General features: G+C 63.5%; 21 protein-coding genes and 2 pseudogenes. 15 read left to right on the forward strand and 8 right to left on the reverse strand.

The window, feature by feature from the left end; genetic code table 11:
• Positions 1 to 91 precede the first annotated feature (91 nt).
• Entirely contained in the window at positions 92 to 1,528 is a 1,437-nt protein-coding gene (locus V1279_RS04680) for an NAD-dependent succinate-semialdehyde dehydrogenase (protein ID WP_334432968.1), read from the forward strand.
• Between the two features lie 71 nt (positions 1,529 to 1,599).
• Here the strand turns inward: V1279_RS04680 and V1279_RS04685 are convergent, their stop codons facing one another.
• Positions 1,600 to 3,312, reverse strand: a complete 1,713-nt coding sequence (locus tag V1279_RS04685) for a protein kinase domain-containing protein (RefSeq protein ID WP_334432970.1) — start codon at positions 3,310 to 3,312, stop codon at positions 1,600 to 1,602.
• A gap of 31 nt (positions 3,313 to 3,343) precedes the next feature.
• Positions 3,344 to 4,603 carry an MFS transporter gene (locus V1279_RS04690; protein WP_334432972.1) on the reverse strand — a complete coding sequence of 420 codons (1,260 nt, stop codon included), beginning with the start codon at positions 4,601 to 4,603 and terminating at the stop codon, positions 3,344 to 3,346.
• Positions 4,604 to 5,247: 644 nt separating this feature from the next.
• Here V1279_RS04690 and nirB point away from each other — a divergent pair.
• The 3 genes from nirB to V1279_RS04705 are packed head-to-tail and all read left to right on the forward strand — an operon-like array spanning position 5,248 to position 10,712.
• Positions 5,248 to 7,707: a nitrite reductase large subunit NirB gene (nirB, locus tag V1279_RS04695; protein ID WP_334432975.1), complete on the forward strand. Its 2,460-nt coding sequence runs from the start codon at positions 5,248 to 5,250 to the stop codon at positions 7,705 to 7,707.
• On the forward strand, positions 7,704 to 8,039 hold the full coding sequence (gene nirD, locus V1279_RS04700) for a nitrite reductase small subunit NirD (RefSeq protein WP_334432977.1): 336 nt from the start codon (positions 7,704 to 7,706) through the stop codon (positions 8,037 to 8,039). The genes nirB and nirD overlap by 4 nt, the downstream gene beginning before the upstream one ends.
• A 12-nt stretch (positions 8,040 to 8,051) precedes the next feature.
• Positions 8,052 to 10,712: a nitrate reductase gene (locus tag V1279_RS04705; RefSeq protein WP_334432979.1), complete on the forward strand. Its 2,661-nt coding sequence runs from the start codon at positions 8,052 to 8,054 to the stop codon at positions 10,710 to 10,712.
• Between the two features lie 85 nt (positions 10,713 to 10,797).
• Here the strand turns inward: V1279_RS04705 and V1279_RS04710 are convergent, their stop codons facing one another.
• From V1279_RS04710 to V1279_RS04720, 3 genes are all read right to left on the reverse strand, one after another.
• On the reverse strand, positions 10,798 to 11,739 hold the full coding sequence (locus tag V1279_RS04710) for a hypothetical protein (protein WP_334432982.1): 942 nt from the start codon (positions 11,737 to 11,739) through the stop codon (positions 10,798 to 10,800).
• A gap of 109 nt (positions 11,740 to 11,848) precedes the next feature.
• Positions 11,849 to 13,039 carry a Na+/H+ antiporter NhaA gene (nhaA, locus tag V1279_RS04715; RefSeq protein WP_334432985.1) on the reverse strand — a complete coding sequence of 397 codons (1,191 nt, stop codon included), beginning with the start codon at positions 13,037 to 13,039 and terminating at the stop codon, positions 11,849 to 11,851.
• Entirely contained in the window at positions 13,036 to 13,665 is a 630-nt protein-coding gene (locus tag V1279_RS04720; RefSeq protein WP_334432987.1) for a TetR/AcrR family transcriptional regulator, read from the reverse strand. Before V1279_RS04720 ends, nhaA begins: the two co-directional genes overlap by 4 nt.
• Positions 13,666 to 13,816: 151 nt before the next feature.
• On the opposite strand from V1279_RS04720, the gene V1279_RS04725 reads away from it, so the two are divergent.
• A complete protein-coding gene (locus tag V1279_RS04725; RefSeq protein WP_057853801.1) occupies positions 13,817 to 14,026 on the forward strand; it encodes a ferredoxin in 210 nt (69 codons plus the stop codon).
• A gap of 61 nt (positions 14,027 to 14,087) precedes the next feature.
• Positions 14,088 to 15,308 (forward strand): cytochrome P450, encoded by a 1,221-nt coding sequence (locus V1279_RS04730; protein WP_334432989.1) that lies wholly within the window; start codon positions 14,088 to 14,090, stop codon positions 15,306 to 15,308.
• 384 nt (positions 15,309 to 15,692) lie between these two features.
• On the opposite strand, the pseudogene V1279_RS04735 reads toward V1279_RS04730, so the two are convergent.
• Positions 15,693 to 16,244 (reverse strand): annotated as a pseudogene (locus V1279_RS04735) (Bug family tripartite tricarboxylate transporter substrate binding protein); the annotation flags it as partial.
• Between V1279_RS04735 and V1279_RS04740 the strand changes: the two are divergent.
• Positions 16,137 to 16,427: a hypothetical protein gene (locus V1279_RS04740; RefSeq protein WP_334432992.1), complete on the forward strand. Its 291-nt coding sequence runs from the start codon at positions 16,137 to 16,139 to the stop codon at positions 16,425 to 16,427. The pseudogene V1279_RS04735 and the gene V1279_RS04740 overlap by 108 nt on opposite strands.
• A 106-nt stretch (positions 16,428 to 16,533) precedes the next feature.
• Here the strand turns inward: V1279_RS04740 and V1279_RS04745 are convergent, their stop codons facing one another.
• Positions 16,534 to 17,571 carry a LacI family DNA-binding transcriptional regulator gene (locus tag V1279_RS04745; protein ID WP_334432994.1) on the reverse strand — a complete coding sequence of 346 codons (1,038 nt, stop codon included), beginning with the start codon at positions 17,569 to 17,571 and terminating at the stop codon, positions 16,534 to 16,536.
• Between the two features lie 206 nt (positions 17,572 to 17,777).
• Here V1279_RS04745 and V1279_RS04750 point away from each other — a divergent pair.
• From V1279_RS04750 to V1279_RS04785, 8 genes and pseudogenes are all read left to right on the forward strand, one after another.
• Positions 17,778 to 18,116, forward strand: a pseudogene (locus V1279_RS04750) (SDR family NAD(P)-dependent oxidoreductase); the annotation flags it as partial.
• Positions 18,117 to 18,216: 100 nt separating this feature from the next.
• Positions 18,217 to 18,576: an SDR family NAD(P)-dependent oxidoreductase gene (locus V1279_RS04755; RefSeq protein ID WP_334446208.1), complete on the forward strand. Its 360-nt coding sequence runs from the start codon at positions 18,217 to 18,219 to the stop codon at positions 18,574 to 18,576.
• Between the two features lie 66 nt (positions 18,577 to 18,642).
• Positions 18,643 to 19,176: a VOC family protein gene (locus tag V1279_RS04760; RefSeq protein ID WP_334432997.1), complete on the forward strand. Its 534-nt coding sequence runs from the start codon at positions 18,643 to 18,645 to the stop codon at positions 19,174 to 19,176.
• A 25-nt stretch (positions 19,177 to 19,201) separates the two neighbouring features.
• A complete protein-coding gene (locus V1279_RS04765; protein WP_334432999.1) occupies positions 19,202 to 19,762 on the forward strand; it encodes a carboxymuconolactone decarboxylase family protein in 561 nt (186 codons plus the stop codon).
• Between the two features lie 89 nt (positions 19,763 to 19,851).
• The gene (locus V1279_RS04770; RefSeq protein WP_334433001.1) at positions 19,852 to 20,277 is read left to right on the forward strand and encodes a DOPA 4,5-dioxygenase family protein; all 426 of its coding nucleotides are present in this window, start codon (positions 19,852 to 19,854) and stop codon (positions 20,275 to 20,277) included.
• A 281-nt stretch (positions 20,278 to 20,558) separates the two neighbouring features.
• Positions 20,559 to 21,458, forward strand: coding sequence for a DUF2778 domain-containing protein (locus tag V1279_RS04775; protein ID WP_334433004.1), 900 nt, complete (start codon positions 20,559 to 20,561; stop codon positions 21,456 to 21,458).
• Entirely contained in the window at positions 21,455 to 21,724 is a 270-nt protein-coding gene (locus tag V1279_RS04780) for a hypothetical protein (RefSeq protein WP_334433006.1), read from the forward strand. Before V1279_RS04775 ends, V1279_RS04780 begins: the two co-directional genes overlap by 4 nt.
• Before the next feature lie 5 nt (positions 21,725 to 21,729).
• Positions 21,730 to 22,335 carry a nuclear transport factor 2 family protein gene (locus V1279_RS04785; protein ID WP_334433009.1) on the forward strand — a complete coding sequence of 202 codons (606 nt, stop codon included), beginning with the start codon at positions 21,730 to 21,732 and terminating at the stop codon, positions 22,333 to 22,335.
• Here V1279_RS04785 and V1279_RS04790 read toward each other — a convergent pair.
• Positions 22,328 to 23,368, reverse strand: a complete 1,041-nt coding sequence (locus tag V1279_RS04790; protein ID WP_334433012.1) for a uroporphyrinogen decarboxylase family protein — start codon at positions 23,366 to 23,368, stop codon at positions 22,328 to 22,330. The two genes, V1279_RS04785 and V1279_RS04790, sit on opposite strands and share 8 nt — an antisense overlap.
• Positions 23,369 to 23,378: the final 10 nt, after the last annotated feature.

Consider the following 23,378-nt stretch of genomic DNA (forward strand, 5'->3'; position numbering starts at 1 on the left):
TTGCAATCCGGCCGGGCTTCGATCATAAAGGCGCCGGATCTTCAGCCGGCCCATTCGCCATCCGGCGACAATAAAAGAGGGAGCAAGTCTCGTGGCATATTCCAATACTCAATTGTTCATCAACGGCAAATGGCGGCCGAGCCAATCGGGCAGGACCATCGCTGTGCTCAATCCGGCGACGGAGGAAACCATCGGCACCGTGGCGCATGCCGACCGCGCCGATCTCGACGAGGCGCTGGAAGCGGCCGCCAAGGGGTTCAAGGTCTGGCGGGCGGTGGCGCCGTTCGAGCGCTGCAGGATCATGCGCAAGGCGGCCGCGATCATGCGCGAGCGCAATGACGAGATCGCGCCGCTCATGACGATGGAGCAGGGCAAGACGCTGGCCGAGGCCAAGATGGAAGCCATGGCCGCCGCCGACGTCATCGAGTGGTTCGCCGAGGAAGCCAAGCGCGCCTATGGCCGCGTGATCCCGGCCCGCGGCCCCGGCATTTACCAGATCGCGGTCAAGGAGCCGGTCGGCCCGGTCGCGGCCTTTACGCCGTGGAATTTCCCGATCAACCAGGTCGTCAGGAAACTCTCCGCGGGCCTTGCGGCCGGCTGCTCGATCATCGTCAAGGCGCCCGAGGAAACGCCGGCGTCCCCGGCGCAACTGATCAAGGCGTTTGTCGATGCGGGCGTGCCTGATGGCGTCATCAACCTGGTCTACGGCGTGCCGTCGGAGATTTCTGAATATCTCATTCCGCATCCGGTGATCCGCAAGATCTCCTTCACGGGATCGACTGTCGTGGGCAAGCAGCTCTCCGCATTGGCGGGCCTGCACATGAAGCGCGCCACCATGGAGCTGGGCGGCCACGCGCCGGCGATCGTGTTCAAGGATGCCGACGTGTCGTCGGCAGCAAAGATTCTGGCGGCGGCGAAGTACCGCAATGCCGGGCAGGTCTGCATTTCGCCGACCCGCATGCTGGTGCAGGACGACGTGTTTCGCGAATTCGTCGACAAGTTCGTCGAAGGCGCCAAGTCGATGAAGGTCGGCAACGGCATGGATCCGGATTCGAAGATGGGTTCGCTCGCCAATCCGCGCCGCGTCACCGCCATCGAGGGCATGGTGCAGGATGCCGTGGGCAAGGGCGCCAAGCTCGAGACCGGCGGCCACCGCGTCGGCAACAAGGGATACTTCTACGAACCGACCGTGGTCAGCGATGTGCCGAAGGATGCGCGCGCCATGAACGAAGAGCCGTTCGGCCCGCTGGCGCTGATCTCCCGCTTCTCGACCTTCGATGAGGTGGCCGAGGAAGCCAACCGCTTGCCGTTTGGCCTGGCGTCATACGCCTTCACCAGTTCGACCAAGACGGCGACAGCGATTGGCGCCGCCATCGAAGCCGGCATGGTCTCGATCAACAGCTTTGGCCTCGCGCTGCCCGAAGTGCCGTTCGGCGGTGTCAAGGATTCCGGCTACGGCTCGGAGGGCGGCACCGAGGCGATGGACGGGTATTTCAACACCAAGTTCATCACCCAGACCGGGGTGTGAGCCAGATCGCGAAACCAACGCGGTTGGCTTCGCTGACGTGACACAGCCCGACGCTCCTCCGGAGCGTCGGGCTAATTTCGTACCGACCATGCCAGAAGCAGGATGACGAGCACGATCAGGCCTGCGGACAGGCTCTTCCAGAACACGAGCGGATCGCGGTCGTAGAGCGAGCGCCGCGCCGCGACGGCGGGCTTCGCCCACATCGCGCCGTTCTCGAGTTCGTGCGAGAACTCGATGACATCGCCGTAGCGCTGCGCCGGATCGACGTTGAGCGCCTTGCCGATCACCGCGTCCAGCCAGGCCGGCAGGTCGGGGCGATAGCGCGAGAGGTAAGCGGGCTTGCCGAAGCGGGGCCGCGAGAACGGCTCGATCTCGCCGTAAGGGTAGGCGGCAGTGAACATCCGGTAGACGGTGACGCCGAGCGCATAGAGATCGGAAAACTCGTCGCCGGGCCGCCCGCCGAACAGCTCCGGCGCCATGTAGCTCGCCGTGCCCGGAATATCCTCGGCCGGGAAATCCTCGAGCAGCGGCACGCGTGCAACGCCGAGGTCGACCAGCCGCAATCCGCCGCCGTTCAACAGGATCACGTTATCGGGCTTGATGTCGCGATGAATGATGCCGGCACGATGCAAGGTCGCGACCGCGCGCGCCAGTTTGGTCGCGATCCCGATGCCTTCGCTTAGCGAAAGCTGCGGCGAGCGGTTGAGCCGCTGTTCCAGCGTCTCGCCTTCGTAAAGCGGCATCACCGAATAGAGGCGGGTCTGCCGTTCGGCAGGCAGTTCGACGATCTCTCCGATCCACAGGCTTCGCACACGCGCCGCGACCCACGCCTCGCGGACGAAGGCGAGGCGATAGGAGCCCTCGCTGGCCACGCGCGGATGCGGAAACTTCAGCACGAGTTCGCGGCCCTGCCGCTTGTCGATCGCCTTGAACAGGCGGCTGTAGCGTCCGTCAGACAATATTTCGCCGAGTATGAAATCGTCGATAACGTCGCCGGCTTCGGGCAGGTCCAAAATCGGAAGCGTCGCGATCGAGTGGGTGAGTTCGTCGCGGTCGGCGGGCGGCAGGTCGACGACGTCGAGCACCAAGGCGGTCATGTTGTCGCTGGAGCCGGCATCCATCGCCGCGTCAACCAGTGCGCGCGCGGATTCTTCCGGCGAGGTGCGCTCGCTCAACAGCACCTGCAGCCGGTGGTCGGCCAGCACGCCATGAACGCCGTCGCTGCAGATCAGAAGCCTGTCGTGCTGGCGCAGTCCGACGGTGGCGTAGTCGAAGCGGGCGAAGTCCTCGAAGCCGATGGCGCGGTTGAGCAGATGCGCGAGATCGCCGCGTCCGGCGATGTGGTCCGTGGTCAGCCGCTCCAGGCGCCCCTCGCTAAGGCGATAGGCGCGGGTGTCGCCGATGTGAATGACGTGGCACTGCCGCCGCGACAGGATGATCGAGGAGAAGGCGCAACTCATGCCGCTGAGCAGGGGATCGGTGCGGCCTTGCGTGTAGATCCAGCTGTTGGCGGCTTCCAGCGAACGCGATGCCCGGCGGCGCACGCCGAGCGTTTCCGGGAGGGAATAATAGGCGTCGATGAAGCACCGGACCGCGAGCTCGGCGGCTTCGCGCCCGCCCTTGTGTCCGCCGACGCCGTCGGCGACCGCGGCGACAATGTCGCGGTTGCTCACACCGGACCGGCCGAGGCAGGTCGCGACGTAATCCTCATTGGCGGACCGTTTGCCGGTCTCGCTGACGAAGCCGACGCGAACCCCGAGATTTCGTTGCGAACCGATCGTCACCCGCGGCCTGTCAAGTTAGCAGCGCCGGTCTTTAGACCCGCGCTCCCGATGCGGCGCCCCATGTAGTGCGCCAGCGCACCTTGACCATGGCAAGTCCGAGGAAACCAAGCAACGCCAGCAGGCCGAAAAACACGAAGCCCGCGCCAAATCCGCCGGTCATTCCCTTGGCGATGCCGAGCGCCTGGGCAAGGAAGAAGCCGCCGATGCCGCCGGCGCAGCCGACCATGCCGGTCATCAGGCCGATTTCCTGACGGAAGCGGAGAGGAATGAGCTGGAACACCGCGCCATTGCCCATGCCGAGCGCGAGGACGCCGATGGAGAACAGCAACACCGAGATCCAGGCGATCCGCGGCATCTCGGTGAGCGCCCAGCCCGCAGCCGCCGGCGCAGCAGGCCCTTCCGGCATGAAGGCGATGACGAGATAGGACGCCACGACGACGCCAAAGAACATCGACAATGAGCGGATGCCGCCGATGCGGTCGGCGATCAGTCCGCCGACCGGGCGGAAACCCGAACCGAACGCGACGATCAGGGAAACCAGCAGTCCCGCCGCAACGCCTGACACGTGATACTGCACCGAGAAATACAGCGGCAGCGCGTTGGCCAGTCCGACAAAGCCGCCGAATGTGATGAAGTAGAAGAACATGAACCAGCGGCTGTCGGGGTCGCGCAGCAAGGTACCGTAAGCCTTCAGCGAAATCGGCTTCCGCTCCCCGGGCGCATCCTTGGCGGCGTAGATGTAGTAGGCGAGGATCAGCACCATCGGAACAAGCAGCACGCCGAACACGGCTTGCCAGCCCCAAAGTTCGGCGATCGTCGGCGCGAACATCGTGTCAAGCACGACGCCCATATTGCCGGCGCCGGCGATCCCCATCACCACACCCTGATATTGCGGCGGATACCAGCGGCTCGCCTGCGGCAGCGCCACCGCGAACGAGGCGCCGCCGATGCCGAGCGCGAGACCGAAGATCTCCACCGACAGCTTGCTCGGAAGGCCGAAGTAGCAGACCCACGCCGTCGCGGCGATGACAACTATTTGCGCGACAATTCCGGTCCGTTTGGCGCCGAACAGATCGGCGAGAAGGCCCATCGGCACCCGCAGCAATGCGCCGGCCAGAACCGGAATGGCGACAAGCGTGAACTTCTCTTCGACGGCGAGGTTCATGTCGCTCACGATGTAGACGATCAACGGACCGAGCGCGACCCAGGCCATGAAGCTGATGTCGAAATAGAGGAAGGCGGCGAGCAGCGTGGGCCAGTGGCCGGCCTTCTTGAATTCAGCAAACTTCATCGAGCAGCCTCGAACAGCGGCGCGTGACGCCGCGCAGCGCGCGGCGATCTCGGCACAAAGGGATGGATTTTGAAAGCGAGAGGTCGTCTCGTCGTTGAGACACACACTCCGTGCCGTAACGTCAGCAATTCGTGTGCCAGAAAAACGAGCGCGCCACTTTGCATGTATTTGCAGTGCCTTGCTGCGCGTGGATAACCGGCCTCGAACGCGCTCGCTGCTCCGTTTGTTGGCAAAAACAGCCGCCCGAACGTGCAGCGTGGTGTTTTATTATGCGGTGGCGGGCATTCGCGGAAAAGCGCTCCTGAAGAGCCGCATATCCGCGTAGTGCCATTTCCGGCAGCAAATTGACGCCGGGTCATGGTCAAGCATTCGTGTTGTGCACAATGGATAGCCCGAGGGGGTGATTTTTTGGGCATTCATGCACGCACCGGTGCAGCCAATTAACGATTCATCGTGCGTTGCGCCCGAAAACTACGGGGCTGGCGCTGGCACGTGTCTTGAATACAGGAAATCATCGATCGTCATAGTCGACGATTATCTGCCCGCCGATGGGCACTCCCAATCATTCAATATTTCCTGCCAATCGACGATGCAGATCTGCGTCGCCGAGTGAGACCATCGGAACCCGGATTAGAAGGCAGAGCATGCTCGAGAAAATAAGCAAGCAAAAGTTGGTGGTGATCGGCAACGGCATGGCCGGCATCCGCACGGTGGAAGTGCTGCTGGATCGTGCCCCCGACCTTTATGACATCACCGTCTTCGGTTCCGAGCCCTACGGCAATTACAACCGGATTCTGCTGTCGCCTGTGCTCGCCGGCGAGAAGACCGTCGACGACATCATGCTCAACACCGAGCAGTGGTACGAGGATAACGGGATCACGCTGCGCAAGGGCGAAATGATCGAGATGATCGATCGGCGTACCTGCGAAGTCGTCACCGCGGAAGGCGCGCGGGTGCCCTATGATCGCCTGCTGATCGCCACCGGCTCCAACCCGATCATGCTGCCGCTTCCGGGCAAGGACCTCCCGGGCGTCATCGGCTTTCGCGACATTCAGGACGTCGAGCGCATGGTTCAGGCCTCGACGAGCTACAAGAATGCCGTCGTGATCGGCGGCGGTCTGCTCGGCCTCGAAGCCGCCAACGGACTGATGAAGCGCGGCATGAACGTCACTGTCGTGCATCTGCTCGACACGCTGATGGAGCGCCAGCTCGATCAGGTCGCGGGCGGATTGCTGCGCAAGTCGCTGGAAGAGCGCGGCATGGTGTTCAAGATGCCCGCACAGACGGAAGCGATCCTGGGTGAGGACCGCGTGACCGGCGTGCGCTTTGCCGACGGCGAGGAACTCCCCGCGGATCTGGTCGTGATGGCGGTCGGCATTCGCCCGAATATCGAGCTGGCGCGCAAGGCAGGTCTCTATTGTGAGCGCGGCATCGTCGTCTCCGACACCATGCAGACCTACGACGGGCGCATCTATGCGGTCGGCGAATGCGTGCAGCACCGCCGCCAGACCTACGGCCTCGTGGCTCCCCTGTTCGACCAGGCCAAGGTTTGCGCCAATCATCTCGCCATGAAGGGCTTCGCCACCTATGACGGGTCGGTCGTTTCGACCAAATTGAAGGTGACCGGGATCGACCTGTTCTCCGCCGGCGACTTCGCGCCGGGTGCGGATAAGGAAGAGATCGTCATGCAGGACGCTTCCCGCGGCGTCTACAAGCGGATCATTCTGCGCGACAAGAAGATCATCGGCGCCGTGCTCTATGGCGACACCATCGACGGCCCGTGGTACTTCCAGCATCTGCGCGACGGCACCGACGTTTCGCAAATGCGCGAGCGGCTGGTGTTCGGCGCCGCCAATCTCGGCGATGGCGGCCATAGCGGCAAGAACTCGGTCGCCGCCATGAGCGACGACGCGGAAATCTGCGGATGCAACGGCGTCTGCAAGGGTACGATCGTCAAAGCGATCAGCGAAAAGAAACTCTTCACGATCGACGACGTGCGTGCGCACACCAAGGCATCGTCGTCCTGCGGTTCCTGTACCGGTCTGGTCGAGCAGGTACTCGCCTTCACGCTCGGCGGCGACTATTCGGCGGCGCCGAAGGTCAAGCCGATGTGCGCGTGCACCGATCACAGCCATGACGATGCGCGCCGCGTCATCATCGAGAATGGATTGAAAACCATCCCCGACGTCATGAGGTTCATGGACTGGAAGACGCCGAACGGGTGTCATTCCTGCCGGCCCGCCCTGAACTATTACCTGCTTGCCACCTGGCCCGGCGAGTATCGCGACGATCAGCAGTCGCGCTACATCAATGAACGCGTCCACGCCAATATCCAGAAGGATGGGACGTATTCGGTCGTGCCCCGGATGTGGGGCGGCGTCACGACGCCGGATGAATTGCGTGCCATCGCCGACGTCGCGGACAAGTTCAAGATTCCGACCGTCAAGGTGACTGGCGGACAGCGCATCGATCTTCTCGGCGTGAAGAAGGAGGATTTGCCGGCCGTCTGGGCCGACCTCAATGATGCGGGCATGGTGTCGGGCCACGCCTATGCCAAGGGACTGCGGACGGTGAAGACCTGCGTCGGTTCGGAATGGTGCCGTTTCGGCACACAGGATTCGACCGGCCTCGGCATCAAGATCGAAAAATTCATGTGGGGCTCGTGGACGCCGGCCAAGGTGAAACTTGCAGTGTCCGGTTGTCCGCGCAACTGCGCGGAAGCGACCTGCAAGGACGTCGGCGTCGTCTGCGTCGATTCCGGATTCGAGATCCATTTCGCCGGCGCCGCCGGTCTTCACATCAAGGGAACCGAGTTCCTGGGCAAGGTTGCGACCGAGGAGGAAACGCTCGAAGTCATCGCCGCGCTGACACAGCTCTATCGCGAGCAGGGCTGGTATCTGGAGCGCATGTACAAGTGGTGCGACCGGGTCGGTCTCGACGCCATCCGCAAGCAGGTGGTCGACGATGTCGCCAACCGCAAAGCCCTGTTCAGCCGTTTCGCTTATTCGCAGCAGTTCTCGCAGAGCGATCCCTGGGCGGCGCGCGCCAAACGCGGCGTCGATCGCAACGAATTCACCCCGCTCGCGGAGCTGGAACTCGCATGAGCAACTGGATTGAAATCGGGACGCTGAACGATATTCCCGTTCTCGGCTCGCGTGTCGTGCGAACGGCGTCCGGAGACATTGCAGTATTTCGGACCGCCGACGACGAGGTGTTCGCGCTCGACGATCGCTGTCCGCACAAGGGCGGACCGCTGTCGCAAGGCATCGTGCACAATAAACGCGTCACCTGTCCGCTGCACAATTTCGTCATTGAGCTCAAAAGCGGTACGGCGGTCGCGCCTGATGAGGGATGCACGCGCGCGCATCCGACCAAGGTGGAGAATGACATCGTCTGGCTTTGTATCCAGACGGCGGCGGCCGTGCCCGCCGAGTGAGGGTGATCGCCCGTGCCAGTGAAGACAACCTGTCCGTATTGCGGCGTCGGCTGCGGCGTCATCGCTGACAGGGATGCCTCTGATACGGTTACCGTTCGGGGCGATCCGCTTCATCCCGCCAATTTTGGGCGGCTGTGCGCGAAGGGCTCGGCGCTGGCCGAGACCATCGGCCTCGAGGGGCGCCTGCTCGCGCCTGTGGTCAACGGGCAGGAAACGAGCTGGGATAGCGCACTCGATCATGTCGCGGAGGGTTTTGCCAGAATCGTCCGCGAGCATGGGCCGGATTCGGTCGCCTTCTATGTCTCCGGCCAGATTCTCACCGAGGACTATTACGTCATCAACAAGCTCGCCAAGGGCTTCATCGGCACCGCCAACATCGACACCAATTCCCGGCTGTGCATGGCGTCGAGCGTGGCGGGTCACAAGCGCGCGTTCGGCAGCGACACCGTGCCGGGCTGCTATGAGGACCTCGAAACCGCCGATCTTCTGGTCCTCGTCGGCTCCAATGCCGCCTGGTGCCATCCGATCCTTTACCAGCGTATGGTGGCCGCCAAGGCCAACAACCCCGCCTGCCGCATTGTCGTCATCGATCCGCGGCGGACTGCGACATGTGACGGCGCCGATCTGCACCTGCCGCTTCGCTCAGGCAGCGATTCGGTGCTGTTCAATGGATTGCTCGCGCATCTTGCTTCGCGCGACGCCATCGACAGCGCGTTCGTGGATGGCTCCACCACCGGCGCCGAAGCCGCGTTGCGCCAGGTCGCCGGCCAGACAGTTGCGCAGACTGCCGAAATCTGCGGCCTGGCCGAGGGCGCGGTGGCGTTGTTCTTCGACTGGTTTGCCAAAACCGAGCGGGTCGTCACTCTTTATTCGCAGGGCGTCAACCAGTCGAGCAGCGGCGTCGACAAGGTCAATGCGATCATCAACTGCCATTTGTTGACGGGCCGTATCGGGCGACCCGGCATGGGGCCATTCTCGCTGACCGGACAACCCAACGCCATGGGCGGGCGGGAAGTCGGCGGGCTGGCCAATCAATTGGCCGCCCACATGGAGATCGAAAACCCGCAGCACCGCGACATGGTCCAGCGCTTCTGGCAGTCGCCAATTATCGCGGACAGGCAGGGCCTCAAGGCCGTCGACATGTTCGACGCGATCGCCGACCGGCGCATCAAGGCGGTCTGGATCATGTCCACCAATCCGCTGGTCAGCCTGCCGGATGCCGATCGCGTGCGCCGCGCTCTCGATGCATGCGAGCTCGTCGTCGTCTCCGATTGCATGCGTCATACCGACACCACGCGTCATGCCCACGTATTGCTGCCTGCGCTGACCTGGGGCGAAAAGGACGGCACCGTCACCAATTCCGAACGCCGCATCTCCCGGCAGCGGCGGTTCCTGCCTGCGCCCGGCGCTGCAAGGGCCGATTGGCAGACGGTCTGCGACGTCGCCCAGCGCATGGGCTTTTCGGGGTTCGACTATCCGAGCGTTGCCGCGGTCTTCCGCGAGCACGCCAGGCTTTCCAGTTTCGAGAATGAAGGGACGCGCGATTTCGATCTGTCTGCCCTGAATACGCTCGACGATCGCGCCTACGATGCGCTTACCCCGATTCAGTGGCCGGTGACGCGCGAATATCCGACCGGCACGCCGCGGATGTTCGAAACCGGAAAATTCTTCACTGCCGACCGCAAGGCGCGTTTTGTGCCGGTGACGCCGCGTGCCGCCGTGAACGCGACCAGCCGGGACTATCCACTGGTGCTCAATACCGGGCGGGTCCGCGATCAATGGCACACCATGACGCGGACGGGAAAATCGCCGCGGCTGCTGGCGCACGTTTTCGAGCCTTGTGCCGAATTCCATCCCGACGATGCACGCATGGCCGGCGTCGAGAATGGCGGGCTCGCGCGACTGACCAGTCCCTGGGGCGGGATGGTGGCGCGCGTTGTCGTCACCGCCGACCAGCGGCGCGGCTGCGTGTTCGTGCCGATGCACTGGAACGGCGAGTATGCCGGCGATGGCCGGGTCAACGCGCTGGTCAATCCGGCCACCGATCCGATCTCCGGGCAGCCGGAGTCCAAGCACACGCCGGTCAAGGCGGCTGCTTACTTGCCGAAATGGCATGCCTTCATTCTCAGCCGGCAGGAGATCGAGCGTCCCGAAGCGGGCTACTGGGTCGGCGGGCTTTCGGGGACCTGCTGGCGGATGGAGCTTGCCGGCGATGAGCGGCCACCGAGCTGGCGCGATTGGGCGCGGGCGCAGCTACGCGTCGGATATGACGACATCGAGTGGATCGCCTATCGCGATCCGAAGGCTGGCCGTTTCCGCTACGCGGCTGTTCGCGACGGCCGGCTGGAGGGCTGCGTGTTTATCGCCCCCGACCACAAGCTGGTCTCGCGGTCGTGGCTATCAGGGCTATTCGCCGAGCAGGTATTGTCGCCGAATGCGCGGATGTCGCTGCTGACCGGGCAGCCGCTCGATGCCAGCCAGGATGTCGGGCCGATTGTCTGCTCGTGCTTCGGCGTCGGACAACATCAGATATCGGCCGAAATCCTTAAAGGGGCAGCCAGCGTCGAGGACGTCGGCCGGCGCCTGAAGGCCGGCACCAATTGCGGCGCCTGCAAGCCGGAGATCGGCAAGCTGCTGCGCGGCGCGGCCGCGCGGGACTCGCAGCCCGCATAAGCGGCCTGAGCGTATGCCGGTTGCGATCCGTCAAACGGCTGTCGCCGGACAATACGCCTCGGCGGCCTTTGCTGTAGCGTCGCCACTAATTCCTAATCGCGTAAAGCGGCGTTCGCAGCGTTAGCTGGTAGGACGGCTTCGGCGTCCAGGCGATCTGTGCGGTGACGCCGAACAGCCGATTGTCGTTGTCGTCCATGCGGTCGAGGTCGAACCGAACGATCGGCTGCGTGAAGGCAGGAAACGGCGTCAGGTTCAGAAGCTGCGCGCCGCCGAAGTGTTGCACACCGAAGCGGCCGGTCAGCTTCCAGTTGTTGTCCCACTGATAATAGCCGCCGACATAGCCCATGACATCAGGGTTGACGCGGGCGAGGGGGCTATCGAGCAGGACCTTGGCGTACTGCATTCCCGCGAGCAGCCCGCGCGTTTCATCCGCATTCAGTGCGTAGTCCGCCTCGACGATCGTGTTGTAGGTGGTGGAGGCCAGCGGGGCATCTGAAGTCGAACGCGACGCGTTGGATTGGACGGTGATGGTCGGAAACGTTCCGCCGTTCTGCTGATAGATGTCGGCCTGGAATCCGACGGTAAAGCTGAAGATCGTGAACGCAGTCCAGGGATCGGTACCGGCCTGCGACGTGGCTCCGCTGACGCCGCCATAGACCGAGAGCCGATCATTGACATCGACAGTCAAGGGCAGGTCGACCGAGAGGCTTTGGCTGGACGGCGAAGTCTGGGTTCGGAGCGAGGAAAGGCTCACCAGCCTCGATAACAACGGAGGCGAGCTGAATCCGATCGAGAGCGAGCCGGCGGGCAGCGTCGAGTAGATGGTTCTCATATCGAGGTAAAAGTTCGGCAGGGCCGGTTTTGCCGCGGTCGCATCCTCCTCCTCATCGTCGCCATCGTCTTTTCCAAGCGCAAGGCCCGTGACGCAAAACGACACCAGCACGCCGAGCGCTACGCCTCCGACGGATCGCGCTAGCGCGAGTTTCAGACGGCGCGGTGCAGTAGATCTGGTAAAGCTCGTGCTCAACCGGCGTTGCCCTTGACTGGACAAGCTAGACCATTTGCCTGTGGCGAATACAAGCGGCGGCTGCCATCCCGGCTTCGGTCTCATGGCGGGTGTGGCGCGTTTGCGCCGCCTATCGGGGAGCCGGAACTCCGTTCGATCGGCTGAGGGCCGCAAAAAGCAGCGCGGCGGCGATGCCGGACAGCAGCGAAGCCGCGAGGACGCCGAGCCGGATCTGTTTCAGCACCGCTTCATCGTCGAACGCCAGCGTGCCGATGAAGAGGCTCATGGTGAAGCCGATGCCGGTCAGGATGGCCATTGCATAGAGTTTTGTAGTCGTGGTTCCTTCCGGCATGGCAGCCAGGCCCAGCCTGATCGCAAGCAGCGACGCGACAAAGACCCCGACCTGTTTGCCGATGAAAAGTCCTGCAATAATCCCGAGCGGGATCGGCGCTGTCAGATTCGCGAAGGTCAGGCCATAAAGCGATACGCCGGCATTGGCGAAGGCAAAGATCGGGACGATGGCGAAATTGACCCACGGCTTGAGCGCGTGTTCGGTATCTTCGAGCAGGCTGTGGCCGTCCTGCCGCGTCAGCGGCATCGCGAAGCCGACGGCGACGCCGGCGAGCGTCGCATGCACCCCGGATTCGAGCACGCAGACCCAGGTGAATAGGCCTGCGATCAGATAGAACGCGGGCTTGCGCACATCGAGCAGGTTGAGGACCACGAGCGCGGCGACGCCGAGCCCGCCGAGCGCCAGCGCCAGAACCGAAAGGTCGGCGGTATAGAAGATCGCGATGACGATGATGGCCATCAGGTCGTCGATGATCGCGAGCGCCAATAGAAAAGTTTTCAGCGAAGCGGGCACTTTACGTCCCAGCATGGCGCAGACGCCGAGCGCAAAAGCGATGTCGGTGGCTGCCGGTATGGCCCAGCCGCGCAACGCGTGGGCGTCGCCCCAGTTTACCGCGGCAAAGATCGCGGCCGGCGTGACGAAGCCGCCAAACGCGGCGATCACGGGCAAAGCCGCTTTCTTCGGACTTGCCAGCGCACCCTCGATCGCTTCGCGCTTGATCTCGAGGCCGACCAGCAGAAAGAACACCGCCATCAAGCCGTCGTTGATCCAGTGTTCGAGCGTCTTGGTCAGCCCGATCGATCCGATCCGCACCTCGCCGGTCGTATGCAACAGCGCCTGATATTGAGGCCCGATCGGCGAGTTTGCGACGATGAGAGCCGCGGCCGCGGCGACGCCGAGCGCGATGCCGCCATAGAGGTCCGTGTTGTCGGCAGCGCGAGGCGCGGCCGGCGGCGCCTTGGCCTTCACTGGCCGGCCGCCTTGATGGCGACCGACAGCGCGAGCTTGGTTTCCCCGACGATGTCTTCGACCAGCTCTTCCCGGCTGACATGGGCAACCTGGCCGGTTAGCAATCCCTGTTCCGCGAGCATGACCACGCCATGTAGCGAGGCCCAGACCTTCAGGGCGCTACGCTCGCGCAGGAGCCCGACGGCCGGCGCCTCCAGCGCTTCCACCAGGAGTTCGAATGTCTCCATTGCCGCGCTTTGCAGCTCGCTGCCTTTCGGCGCGCATGCCATGGTTCGCGACGCAAACATCAGGCGATAGATGCCGTTGCGGCGCAGGCCGAAATCAAGCGTGAGCTGCGCGAAGCGCGACAGCTTCGACTGCTTTGACGGCTTTTCGATCGCCGTGCGCATCATGGCTGAGAACTGCCGGAACGCTTCGGCCGTGACGGCCGTCAGCAGCGTCTCGCGATCGGCAAAATGCTTGTAGGGCGCCGGCTGCGAGACGCCGAGCTTCTTGGCAAGCGCGCTGATGCTGATCGCTTCGGGACCGCCGAGCTCGACTTCGTGCAACGCGGCCTGAACCAGGGCATCACGAAGATCCCCATGGTGATAGGCGTTCAGTGCTTTGCGTGCGGGTCGAGGCGGCATTCAGTTCCATGATCTATAACTTTTGCCTTGACAGCACAACGGCAACGCGAATGTAATACGATATAACTTCGCGGTGAGCCGGCGTGTCTGCGCCGTCGCGCCGAGAGAGGGCAGTGCGAGATAATGCGCGCCGCAAAAGGGAAACGCTGCGATGGCTGGAAAGCTGAAAATCCGCGTCGACCAGGACAAATGTCAGGGCCACGCGCGCTGCAAATCACTGGCACCCGAACTGTTCGACCTCGACGAATTCGGCAACGCGCACGAAGTCGGCGACGGTTCCGTGCCCGCGGGTCTGGAAGACAAAGCCTGGCTCGCCCAGAGCAACTGCCCCGAGATCGCGATCGAGGTGACCGAGGAATAGTCCGGTCACGCGATCCTTAATCCACCAGGATCTGAACGTACCAAGCAGAGGAATTGCTCCGATGTCCGATTCCGCCAGCATCATGCCCGAACATCCCCCAGTCACCGACTGGGTCAACGATTTCGACCACACCGATCCGACCTGGACGGAAAACCCGTTTCCGATTTGGGAAAAATTGCGTGAGGCGTCGCCGGTCGTTTACACCGAGCGGTTCCTCGGCTGCTACATGCCGACCACCTACCAGGCGGTGAAGGAAATCGCCTACGACACCGACCATTTTTCTTCGCGGCGCGTCATCGTGCGCGACATGCGGCCGGAGATAACCGCCAGGGCGCCGCCGATCACCTCCGATCCGCCTGAGCACAAGCCTGCCAAGCAGTTGCTGTTGCCGCCGTTCACGCCGGACGCGATGAAAAAGCTCGAGCCGCGGGTGCGCGCCATCTGCAACGAGCTGATCGACGAGTTCATTGCCGACGGCAAATGCGACGCCGCCGCGCGCTATACCAAGCATGTTCCGGTCCGCGCCATCGCGCATATGCTCGGGATTCCCGAAAAGGACGGCGATCTCTTCATCAAATGGATTCACGGCATCCTCGAACTCGGCATCAAGGATGACAACGCGCTGATGGAGGCGGTGAGGGAGATGACCGGCTATTTCGCCGGCCACCTCGAGCAGCGCAAAAAGAATCCGACCGACGATCTGATCACGACGCTGATGAACGCGAAGGACAAGGACGGAAATCCGCTGGCGGATGAGCATGTGCTGGGTTCGCTGCGGCTGCTGCTGATCGCCGGCATCGACACCACCTGGAGCGCGATCGGCTCCTCGCTGTGGCATTTGGCGAAGACGCCTGCGGACCGCGAGCGCCTTGTCGCGGAGCCCGAACTGATGCCGCTGGCGGTCGAAGAACTGCTGCGCGCCTATTCGCCGGTGACGATGGCGCGTGAGGTGATGAAGGAGACCACCGTCAGCGGCTGCCCGGTCAAGCCCGGCAACATGGTGCTGTTGTCGTTCCCGGCCGCTAACCGCGATCCGGCGATGTTCCCCGATGCCGAAAAGGTGGTGATCGACCGCAAGGAAAATCGCCACGCGGCGTTCGGCCTCGGCATTCACCGCTGCGTCGGCTCCAACCTCGCGCGTATGGAAATGACCGTTGCGATCGAGGAATGGCTGAAGCGGATTCCGGATTTCAGGCTCGATCCGGCCGGTAAGGTCACGTGGTCGGAAGGTACCGTGCGCGGCCCGCGCCAGTTGCCCATGCTGTTCGGCAAGGCGAACTGAGCATTCAGCGTCGGATAGGTGTCGTGTCCCGGACGCAACGCGGCACGAAGTGCTGCGTTGCTGAGCCGGGACCCATTCCCGCGCGTTGAGATGGGTCCCGGCTCTGCACTGCAGCGCCGAGCGGGCGCTGCAGTGCGTCCGGGACACGCTTCCGCTACTTGACCTCGATCTTCGCGTCGCTGGCGACTTTCTTCCAGGCTTCGATGTCGCTCGCGTTGATGTCGCGCTGCTGGTCTCCGGCGATGAAGTCCACCGAGATGCCGAGTGCCAGCAGCTTCTCAATGATGTCGGGCTCGGCCAGCGACGCCTTGAGCGCGCCGGAAATTTTTTGCGTAACACGGAAGCGGGAAGACCCGCGGGCGCATACATCACCCAGGACAGGCTCCGTTCGAAATCGACGCCTTGCTCCTTGTAGCTCGCCACGTCAGGCAGGCTCGGCGATCGTCCGCCGCAGACAGCAAGCGCCTTCAGCTTGCCATCCCTCACCAGCGGCGTCCCGGTCGCCATGTCGACCAGCCCCACCGAGATGTGCCCGCCCATCAGGTCGTTGGCAAGTTTCGCCGCGCCGCTGAACGGGACATGCTGCAGGCGGACACCCGCCTTCTGGGAGAGGATTTCGCCGCAGAAATGTCCGGTCGAGCCGACGCCCCAGCTTACGTACTGGATCGGCTCGCCCTTTTTCGATAGCTCGGTCAGGCCGCGCAGATCGTTGGCGGCAAAATCCTTCGTCGAGATGAGAAGAATGGACGACGTTCCGATCCGGCCGATGGTCGTAAAGTCCTTGATCGGATCATAGGGCAGGTTCGGATAGACCGCCGGCGCGAGCACATGCGTGGTCATGCCGCCGATCGTGATGGTGTAGCCATCCGGCGGGGAGGTCGCCGCCTGCTGCGCGCCGATGGTGCCTGCGGCGCCGGTGCGGTTTTCGACGTAAATGGTTTGCCCAAGACGGTTGCCCATCCGGTCGGCAAGCAGCCGGCCGAGCACGTCGCCGCCGCCACCGGCCCCGAACGGCAGCAGCATCTTGATCTTCTTGGAGGGGTAGTCGGCCGCGTCCTCGGCGCGGGCCGAGCATGGCACGGACGCGAGCGCAAGCAGCGAAAGCATTATCGCGCGTAACTTCATTTACTCTACTCCTGGGTTTCCCGTTTGTTTTTTGTTTTTGGTCGTTCGTCGCCGGGCGTTGTTTGCGCCGGGCGTGGAGATCGGCAGGGCCGTCGCGCGATCAGGGTGCGCGAGGCTTGGCGCCGGAGTGCCGAAGGATGAAACGTGTCGGCAGGTAGACCGGCCGGATCTTGCGGGCCTCGTCGCCGTCGCGAATCCGATCGAGCAGGATGTTGGCGGCGACCCGGCCCATCTGGTCCAGATCCCATGTCAACGCGGAGATACCCGGTGTTGCATGCCGGGCGAGATCAGTGTCGCCGATGCACACCAGCGACATGTCGTCGGGATAGCGGAGGCCGTTGCTGGCAAGCGCGTCCATCACGCCGGCCAGCATGTGCGTGCCCAACGTAATGATCGCGGTCGGACGGTCGGGGCCTTGCAGCAATTGGCAGACGTCGCTGAACGCAATGCTCGAGCCTTGCGTCTGCGGCCGGATCAGGTCGGGATCGACCTCGATCTTGGCTTCGGCGTGGGCCTGCCGATAGCCGGCAAGGCGCTCCGAACTTGGCAGCAGCGCGGCACGGCCGGTGAGCAGCGCGATGCGGCGATGGCCGAGCCCGATGAGATACCGCGTGATTTCGAGGCCACCGCCGCGGTGGTCCGCGCGCACCGAGGGGACGCTCGGCACCTCACGGTCGATCGCCACGCAGGGCAGGTCCAGGTTTGCGAGCGCGCCGGTGAAATCGGTGTGGGCGTTGTCGCCGGCGAACAGCAGCAATCCATCCATGCGCCGCCGGCGCACCGCCGATATGAACGCCGTTTCGCGGCCTTGCTCGTGCCGGGTTGCGGCAAGCATCAGTACGTAGCCGGCGCGCTGGAATTCCTCCTCTGCGCCGTTGATCATCTCGCTGTAGAGTGGGTTGGAGAGGTCGGAGACCATGCAGCCGATCGTCTTGCTCTCACGCGAACGCAAGGCCTGCGCCGCCGAATGCGGCTCGAAGCGCAGGCGGTTCACCGCCCGCATGATGCGGGCGTGCAATTCCGGACTGATGTGCGGCTCGCCGTTCATGACGCGGCTGACGCTGCTGACCGATACGCCGGCCTGGGCTGCGACGTCGCGAATTGTGGCACGTGCAGGCTGGGCCTGGCGCAACGACATTGCAGGGCTCCCTTGAGCATTGCCGCTCGGGCGTAAGTGGGCGAAATCCTACCGTGTTCTGGAAACGATATGCAAGCCAAAATGGAAACGATATGCAAGCCAAAGGCCTCCGAAAATCGGTACTTGAACAATAGTATGAGACGAAGTATGGAAACGTTTCCAGAAAAGCCGGGAGCAGAGGCGCAGGCAGGAAACGGGACCGAGGCATGACACGGCGTGTCGAAGGAAAGGTCGCTTTGGTGACCGGTGCCGCCAACGGCATCGGACGAAGCGCAGCCCTGCTGCTGGCGCGCGAGGGCGCCAAGATCGTCGCCACCGATCTACAGGACGAGAAGGGCGAAGGCCTGCTGCGCGAATTGCGCGCCTCGGGGTGCGAGTGCGAGTACTACCACCACGACGTGACGCGCGAGGAGGACTGGCAGTCGATTGTGGCCCAGACCCGTTCACGGTTCGGCCGGCTCGATGTACTCGTCAACAATGCCGGGATCGGCCTCTCGGGTCCCGTGGTCGAGATGGCGTTCGCCGACTGGAAGCGGCAGGTGGCCGTCAATCTCGATGGCGTCTTCCTCGGCGTGAAGCATTCGCTCCCGCTAGTGCGGGCAGGGCGGGGGCGGAAGCATCATCAACGTTTCCTCGATTGCGGGAATCAAGGCGTCGCCGAACGTCTCGGGCTACTGCGCGACCAAGGGCGGCGTGCGGCTGTTCACGAAATCGGTTGCGCTGGAATGCGCGGCCGCCAAGGATGGCGTGCGCGTCAACTCGCTGCACCCCGGCATCACCGAAACCGCGATCTGGGACACGCTGATCGGCACCGCCGAGGACGGCTCGAATGCCGGACCGGCACGCGGGCCAACGCTGGACAAGCTCACCGAACGCGCCGTCCCGCTCGGGTACAAGGCCGCACCTGAAGATATCGCGAACGGCATCCTGTGGCTCGCCAGCGACGAGAGCCGCTACGTCACCGGCACCGAGTTCGTGATCGACGGCGGCAGGTCGATCGGCTGAACGTCGGGATCAATAAGAACAAGAGGCGGAAAGGATGTGCCGCCGGGAAGCAGACGGGAGGTCGTCATGAGCCGTATCTTTGGTGCGGTCTGCCAGAACGGATATGTCGTGCGGGATATCCGCGCCGCCATGGATCACTGGGTCAACGTGATGGGCGTCGGCCCCTGGTACTATATCGACAAGGTCAAGACCGACTACTTCCGCCACCGCGGCCAGGACTCCGCCATGGAGATGAGCGTGGCGCTCGCCAATTCCGGCGATCTGCAGATCGAGCTGATCCAGCAGCGCAACGATGCGCCCTCGATGTACAAGGAGTTTCTCGACTCCGGCCGTGAAGGCTTGCAGCACATGTCGTACTGGACCCGTGATTATCAGGCGCTCTACGACCGCGCGCTGTCGCTTGGCTATAGGATCGGACATGAAGGCCAGATCGGCGGCGAAAAGGGCCGCTTTGCCTACTTCGATACGCAAGCCCATCCCGGAACCGTCGTGGAGATTTCAGACATCAGCGGCAGCAAGGGGAGTTTCTTCGAGCACATCCGCAAGGTCGCCGCCGACTGGGACGGCTCCGATCCGATCCGCGAAGTCGGTGGACGGTGAAATAGCAAACGTAAGGAAAAAGCGGATGGCAAGACTTCCCCTGATCGATCCGGCGGCAACCAACGGCGACGTGCGTGAGTCCTTTGACAGGATGCCGGTCGTGCTGAACATCTTCCGGATGATGGCGCACGCCGAGGCCAACTTCATTCCGGCGATGCGGTTCGCCAATTCGATCCTGCACCGTCAAAAGCTCAGCCACGTCAATCGCGAATTGCTGATCCTCCAGGTCGCGCAGTGCGAGCACGGTGCCTATGAGTGGCGGCAGCATGTTCCGATCGCGCTCGGCGTCGGCGTCACGCAAAAGCAGATCGACTGCATCGAGCAAAGCAAATACGAGGATGCCGCGTTCAATGCCGCCGAACAGGCGCTGCTGGCGTTCGGCCGGGAAGTCATCGAGAACGTGCGCGTCGCCGAACCGGTGTTCGCCGCGATGCGCAAGCATTTCAGCGAGCAGGAGATCGTCGAATCGATCCTGGCGATCGGCTTCTACATGACGATGGCGCGCCTGACGGAGGCAACCGAGGTTGACCTCGACCCGGCCGCCGGTATGACCGTCTTCGAGAGCAGCAAGAAGCGGTCGGGCTGACGTCTACACATGACCGTGCCACATTGACCGCACGGCCGGTTGCAGCGATCATCGGGCAGTTCGAGGGCAACGATGGCGCGGAGCGTGCAATGACAGGTGAGCCGGAGGCGAGCGGTCCGCGACCATTAGGCGAGATCGCGAGCTACCACGCCCATATCTATTACGATCCGGCGGCCACGCGGGCCGAGGCCGAGCAGTTGCGCGCCTGGATCGGCGAGCGGTTCTCGGTCACGCTCGGGCGATGGCACGACGTCAAGGTCGGCCCGCATGACCAGGCCATGTACCAGGTGGCCTTTGCCCGGGAGGTTTTCCCCGAGTTGGTCCCATGGCTGATGCTCAATCATGGCAATCTAAGCGTTCTGGTGCATCCGAATACGACCAATCCGCGCCGGGACCATCTGGCCGATCCGATCTGGATCGGGCCGGCGCTCGCCGTGCATGCCGACAAGCTGCCGGAGCATGCCGAGATGGAAGAGGCGCCCGCGCCGAATACCAATCCGGTTCTGCGGCCCTGAGCGCGGTTTAGCCGGGGAATCCCGGCCCGGTTTACCATTACTTGGCTTGAATCCGTGGATTCGGCCGGTCATGATGGCTGCGAGCGTTTGTCTCGATTATGCCTTACTTTGGTTTGCATTATGGTGGGACTTATTCGGTGAATCCATTAGGAATCAGACGTGATTCCGAAGCGCCGAGCCGGGGACGGATGGATAGAAGGACGACCAGCACAGCCGGGCTTGCTTCGAGCCGCGGTACCCGTTTGCTCCGTGAAGCGGCATTCGGCACAGCGGCGCTCGCCATGGCGCTGGGACTGGCCGCGTGGGTGACCGATTTCGACCTGGCCGCCTGGGTCAATCCCGCATCCGCGAATGTCAGCAGCACTACCTCGTTCGATGAGCGCTTCGGCCCGGGCTCGGTACGCCGTTCGCTGGCCCTCAATTACCCCTGGCGTCCCGCCGCCCGTTCGGGGCGCTCGGATTTCGATGCGGAGTTCGGGCACATCGAAAGCCTGTTGGGCGGACAATCGCGCGAGGAGCAGAATATTGAGCCCGCGCCATCCGCCGCCTCGACAGCCGAGGCGGCAATCCCGTTGCCGAGAGCCCGGCCGGTCCTGGCCAATCTTCAGTCAGTGAGGAGCGATCCGGCGCCGGTTTCGTCTGACAACCGCACCATGTTCGAGAAGCTCGCCGATCTGGTGCCGATGCGCTTCTCGCTGGCATCGCTGACCCCGGGGGACGGGCTGCTCGGTGAGCGCAAGGATCTGACGGCGCTCGGCTATGACAGCCAGACGGCGGTCTACGACATTTCGGCCCGCGCCGTTTACTTGCCGAACGGCACCAAGCTCGAGGCACACTCAGGGCTGGGTGGCCTGATGGACAATCCGGCGTATGTCGACAAGCGCATGGTCGGCGCGACGCCGCCGAACGTCTATGACCTTAAGCCGCGCGAGAAACTTTTTCATGGTGTCGCGGCGCTGCGCATGACTCCCGTGGGCGAAAACGAAATGCACGGGCGAACGGGCCTGCTCGTGCACAGCTATTTGCTCGGCCCCAACGGCGATTCGAACGGCTGCGTCTCGATCAAGGACTATGACAGGTTCCTGGCCGCTTACCAGAACGGCGAGGTCAAGCGCCTTGTCGTGGTACCGAGCCTGCGCGAAGGCCTCACCGCGTCGCGGCGTTCACCGTCCCCGTCATGAGCGCAGTTGCGGGCGATGCCGCCGATTCCGACACGCCGCTGCGTGCGGTTTTCAAAATCAACCTGAATGGCAAGACGGTGTCGATCGGAACGGTCGGCCAGGCCTATCGCTTCATCAGCAATCTCAGCTCGATCGAGTGGATCGAATTCCGCGCGCTGCACGCCGATGCTGTCAGTGCACTACAGGGCGCCGCTGATAACGCGATGCTGACGGTGCAGGCGACCAACGCCCTGCGTGCACTGTTCGTCCGCGCGAAGCTACTGTGAGTCCCATGCCCGCAAGCGAGATTGAAGACGACCGCCTTATCCGGGAATTGTTGCAGAACTGGGCGATCTGGCGCGATGCCGGCGACTGGGAGCGTTTCCGCACGGTCTGGCATCCCGACGGCCGCATGATGGCGACCTGGACGCAGGGCACCGGCGACGAGTTCATCGAGATCAGCAAGCAGGCCTGGGCCAAGGGTGTCAGCATCCTGCATTTCCTCGGCGGCATCTCGGTCGACCTCGCAGGACACCGCGCGATTTCGCAGACCAAGATGACGATCTCGCAGCGCGCCGAGGTCGAAGGCGTGCTGTGCGATGTGCTCTGCACCGGGCGGTTCTACGATTTCCTTGAAAAGCGCGAGGGGCGCTGGGGCATCGTGCTGCGCCAGCCGATCTATGAGAAGGACCGCATGGACCCCGTCACGCCGGGCGCGGCGCCCGTTCTCGACAAGGCACTGCTCGAGCAGTTTCCGCCGGGATACCGGCACCTCGCCTATTTGCAGACCCGCATCGGCTACACGGTGAAGCGCGACATGCCCGGCCTGAAGGGGCCCGAAGTCGAGGCATTGTATGCGCGCGGGGCGACATGGCTGCAGGGCAAGCCGCTTAGCTGATCTCCTTGCGCACGGCGGCTGCTGCGTCGCACATCGCCTTCAGTTTTCCGAACGCGATATGCCGCGGCATGTACTTCATGCCGCAATCGGGCGCGACGACGAGGCGATCGGCGGCGACGTGCCTCAACCCGTTGCGGATCCGGCTGGCTACCACATCGGCGGATTCGATCTCGGGATTGCCGAGGTCGAGCACGCCGAGCATGATTTTCTTCGACGACAGATCCTTGAGCACGCCGAGATCGAGTTTTGGTTGCGCCGCCTCGATCGAAATCTGCTCGGCCTTTGTGTCGGCGAGTTCGGCGAGGAAGGAATAGCCGGCCGGCTTGGTCGAGCCGGGCACGACAGCGGCATAGCCGAAGCACAGATGCACTACCGTCGGCACGGTAATGCCCTCGAGCGCGCGGTTGATCGCCTTGACCGCATAGCGGCGGGCAAGGTCCGGATTGTTGCGTACCCAGGGCTCGTCAAGCTGGATCACGTCGGCGCCGGCCTTTTGCAGGTCGAGCGCTTCGGCGTTGACGGCGGCGGCGAACGCCATCGCCAGTTCCTCGTCGTCTTTATAGAATTCGTTCTTGGCCTGCTGGCTCATCGTGAACGGGCCGGGCAGGGTGATCTTGGCCGCGCGATCGGTATTCTCCCGCAGAAATTCCATGTCGTGCAGCTCGACCGGGCCACGCCGCTTTACCGGGCCGACGACGCGCGGCACCGGCGTCTGGTGCCCGCTGCGCGAGGTGATCATCGCCGGATTTTCGTCGTCGATGCCCTCAAGCGCCGTGGCGAAACGGTTCGAATAGCTCTCACGGCGGATTTCGCCGTCGGTCACGATGTCGATGCCGGCGCGCTCCATGTCCCTGATCGCGACAATGGTGGCGTCGTCCTGCGCTTCCTCCAGGTGCTCGGCCGGCAGCCGCCACATCGCATGCATGCGCGTGCGCGGCACCACTTTCGACAGCATCGCGCGATCGACCAGCCATTCCGGCTGCGGGTAGCTGCCGACGACGGTGGTCGGCAGCAGGTGCTTTGGCAGGTTCATGAGTGTCTCC

It is taken from the genome of Bradyrhizobium sp. AZCC 1610 (assembly GCF_036924515.1).
GTDB lineage: Bacteria > Pseudomonadota > Alphaproteobacteria > Rhizobiales > Xanthobacteraceae > Bradyrhizobium.

Excerpts from the sequence above, each read along its gene's own strand:
- nirB (WP_334432975.1), top strand. The coding sequence starts at position 5,248 with ATGCTCGAGAAAATAAGCAAGCAAAAGTTGGTGGTGATCGGCAACGGC.
- V1279_RS04690 (WP_334432972.1), bottom strand. The coding sequence starts at position 4,603 with ATGAAGTTTGCTGAATTCAAGAAGGCCGGCCACTGGCCCACGCTGCTC.
- V1279_RS04725 (WP_057853801.1), top strand. The coding sequence starts at position 13,817 with ATGGCTGGAAAGCTGAAAATCCGCGTCGACCAGGACAAATGTCAGGGC.
- V1279_RS04760 (WP_334432997.1), top strand. The coding sequence starts at position 18,643 with ATGAGCCGTATCTTTGGTGCGGTCTGCCAGAACGGATATGTCGTGCGG.
- V1279_RS04765 (WP_334432999.1), top strand. The coding sequence starts at position 19,202 with ATGGCAAGACTTCCCCTGATCGATCCGGCGGCAACCAACGGCGACGTG.
- V1279_RS04780 (WP_334433006.1), top strand. The coding sequence starts at position 21,455 with ATGAGCGCAGTTGCGGGCGATGCCGCCGATTCCGACACGCCGCTGCGT.
- V1279_RS04775 (WP_334433004.1), top strand. The coding sequence starts at position 20,559 with ATGGCGCTGGGACTGGCCGCGTGGGTGACCGATTTCGACCTGGCCGCC.
- V1279_RS04785 (WP_334433009.1), top strand. The coding sequence starts at position 21,730 with ATGCCCGCAAGCGAGATTGAAGACGACCGCCTTATCCGGGAATTGTTG.
- V1279_RS04730 (WP_334432989.1), top strand. The coding sequence starts at position 14,088 with ATGTCCGATTCCGCCAGCATCATGCCCGAACATCCCCCAGTCACCGAC.
- nirD (WP_334432977.1), top strand. The coding sequence starts at position 7,704 with ATGAGCAACTGGATTGAAATCGGGACGCTGAACGATATTCCCGTTCTC.
- V1279_RS04790 (WP_334433012.1), bottom strand. The coding sequence starts at position 23,368 with ATGAACCTGCCAAAGCACCTGCTGCCGACCACCGTCGTCGGCAGCTAC.
- V1279_RS04745 (WP_334432994.1), bottom strand. The coding sequence starts at position 17,571 with ATGTCGTTGCGCCAGGCCCAGCCTGCACGTGCCACAATTCGCGACGTC.
- V1279_RS04770 (WP_334433001.1), top strand. The coding sequence starts at position 19,852 with ATGACAGGTGAGCCGGAGGCGAGCGGTCCGCGACCATTAGGCGAGATC.
- V1279_RS04720 (WP_334432987.1), bottom strand. The coding sequence starts at position 13,665 with ATGCCGCCTCGACCCGCACGCAAAGCACTGAACGCCTATCACCATGGG.
- V1279_RS04740 (WP_334432992.1), top strand. The coding sequence starts at position 16,137 with ATGCGTGGTCATGCCGCCGATCGTGATGGTGTAGCCATCCGGCGGGGA.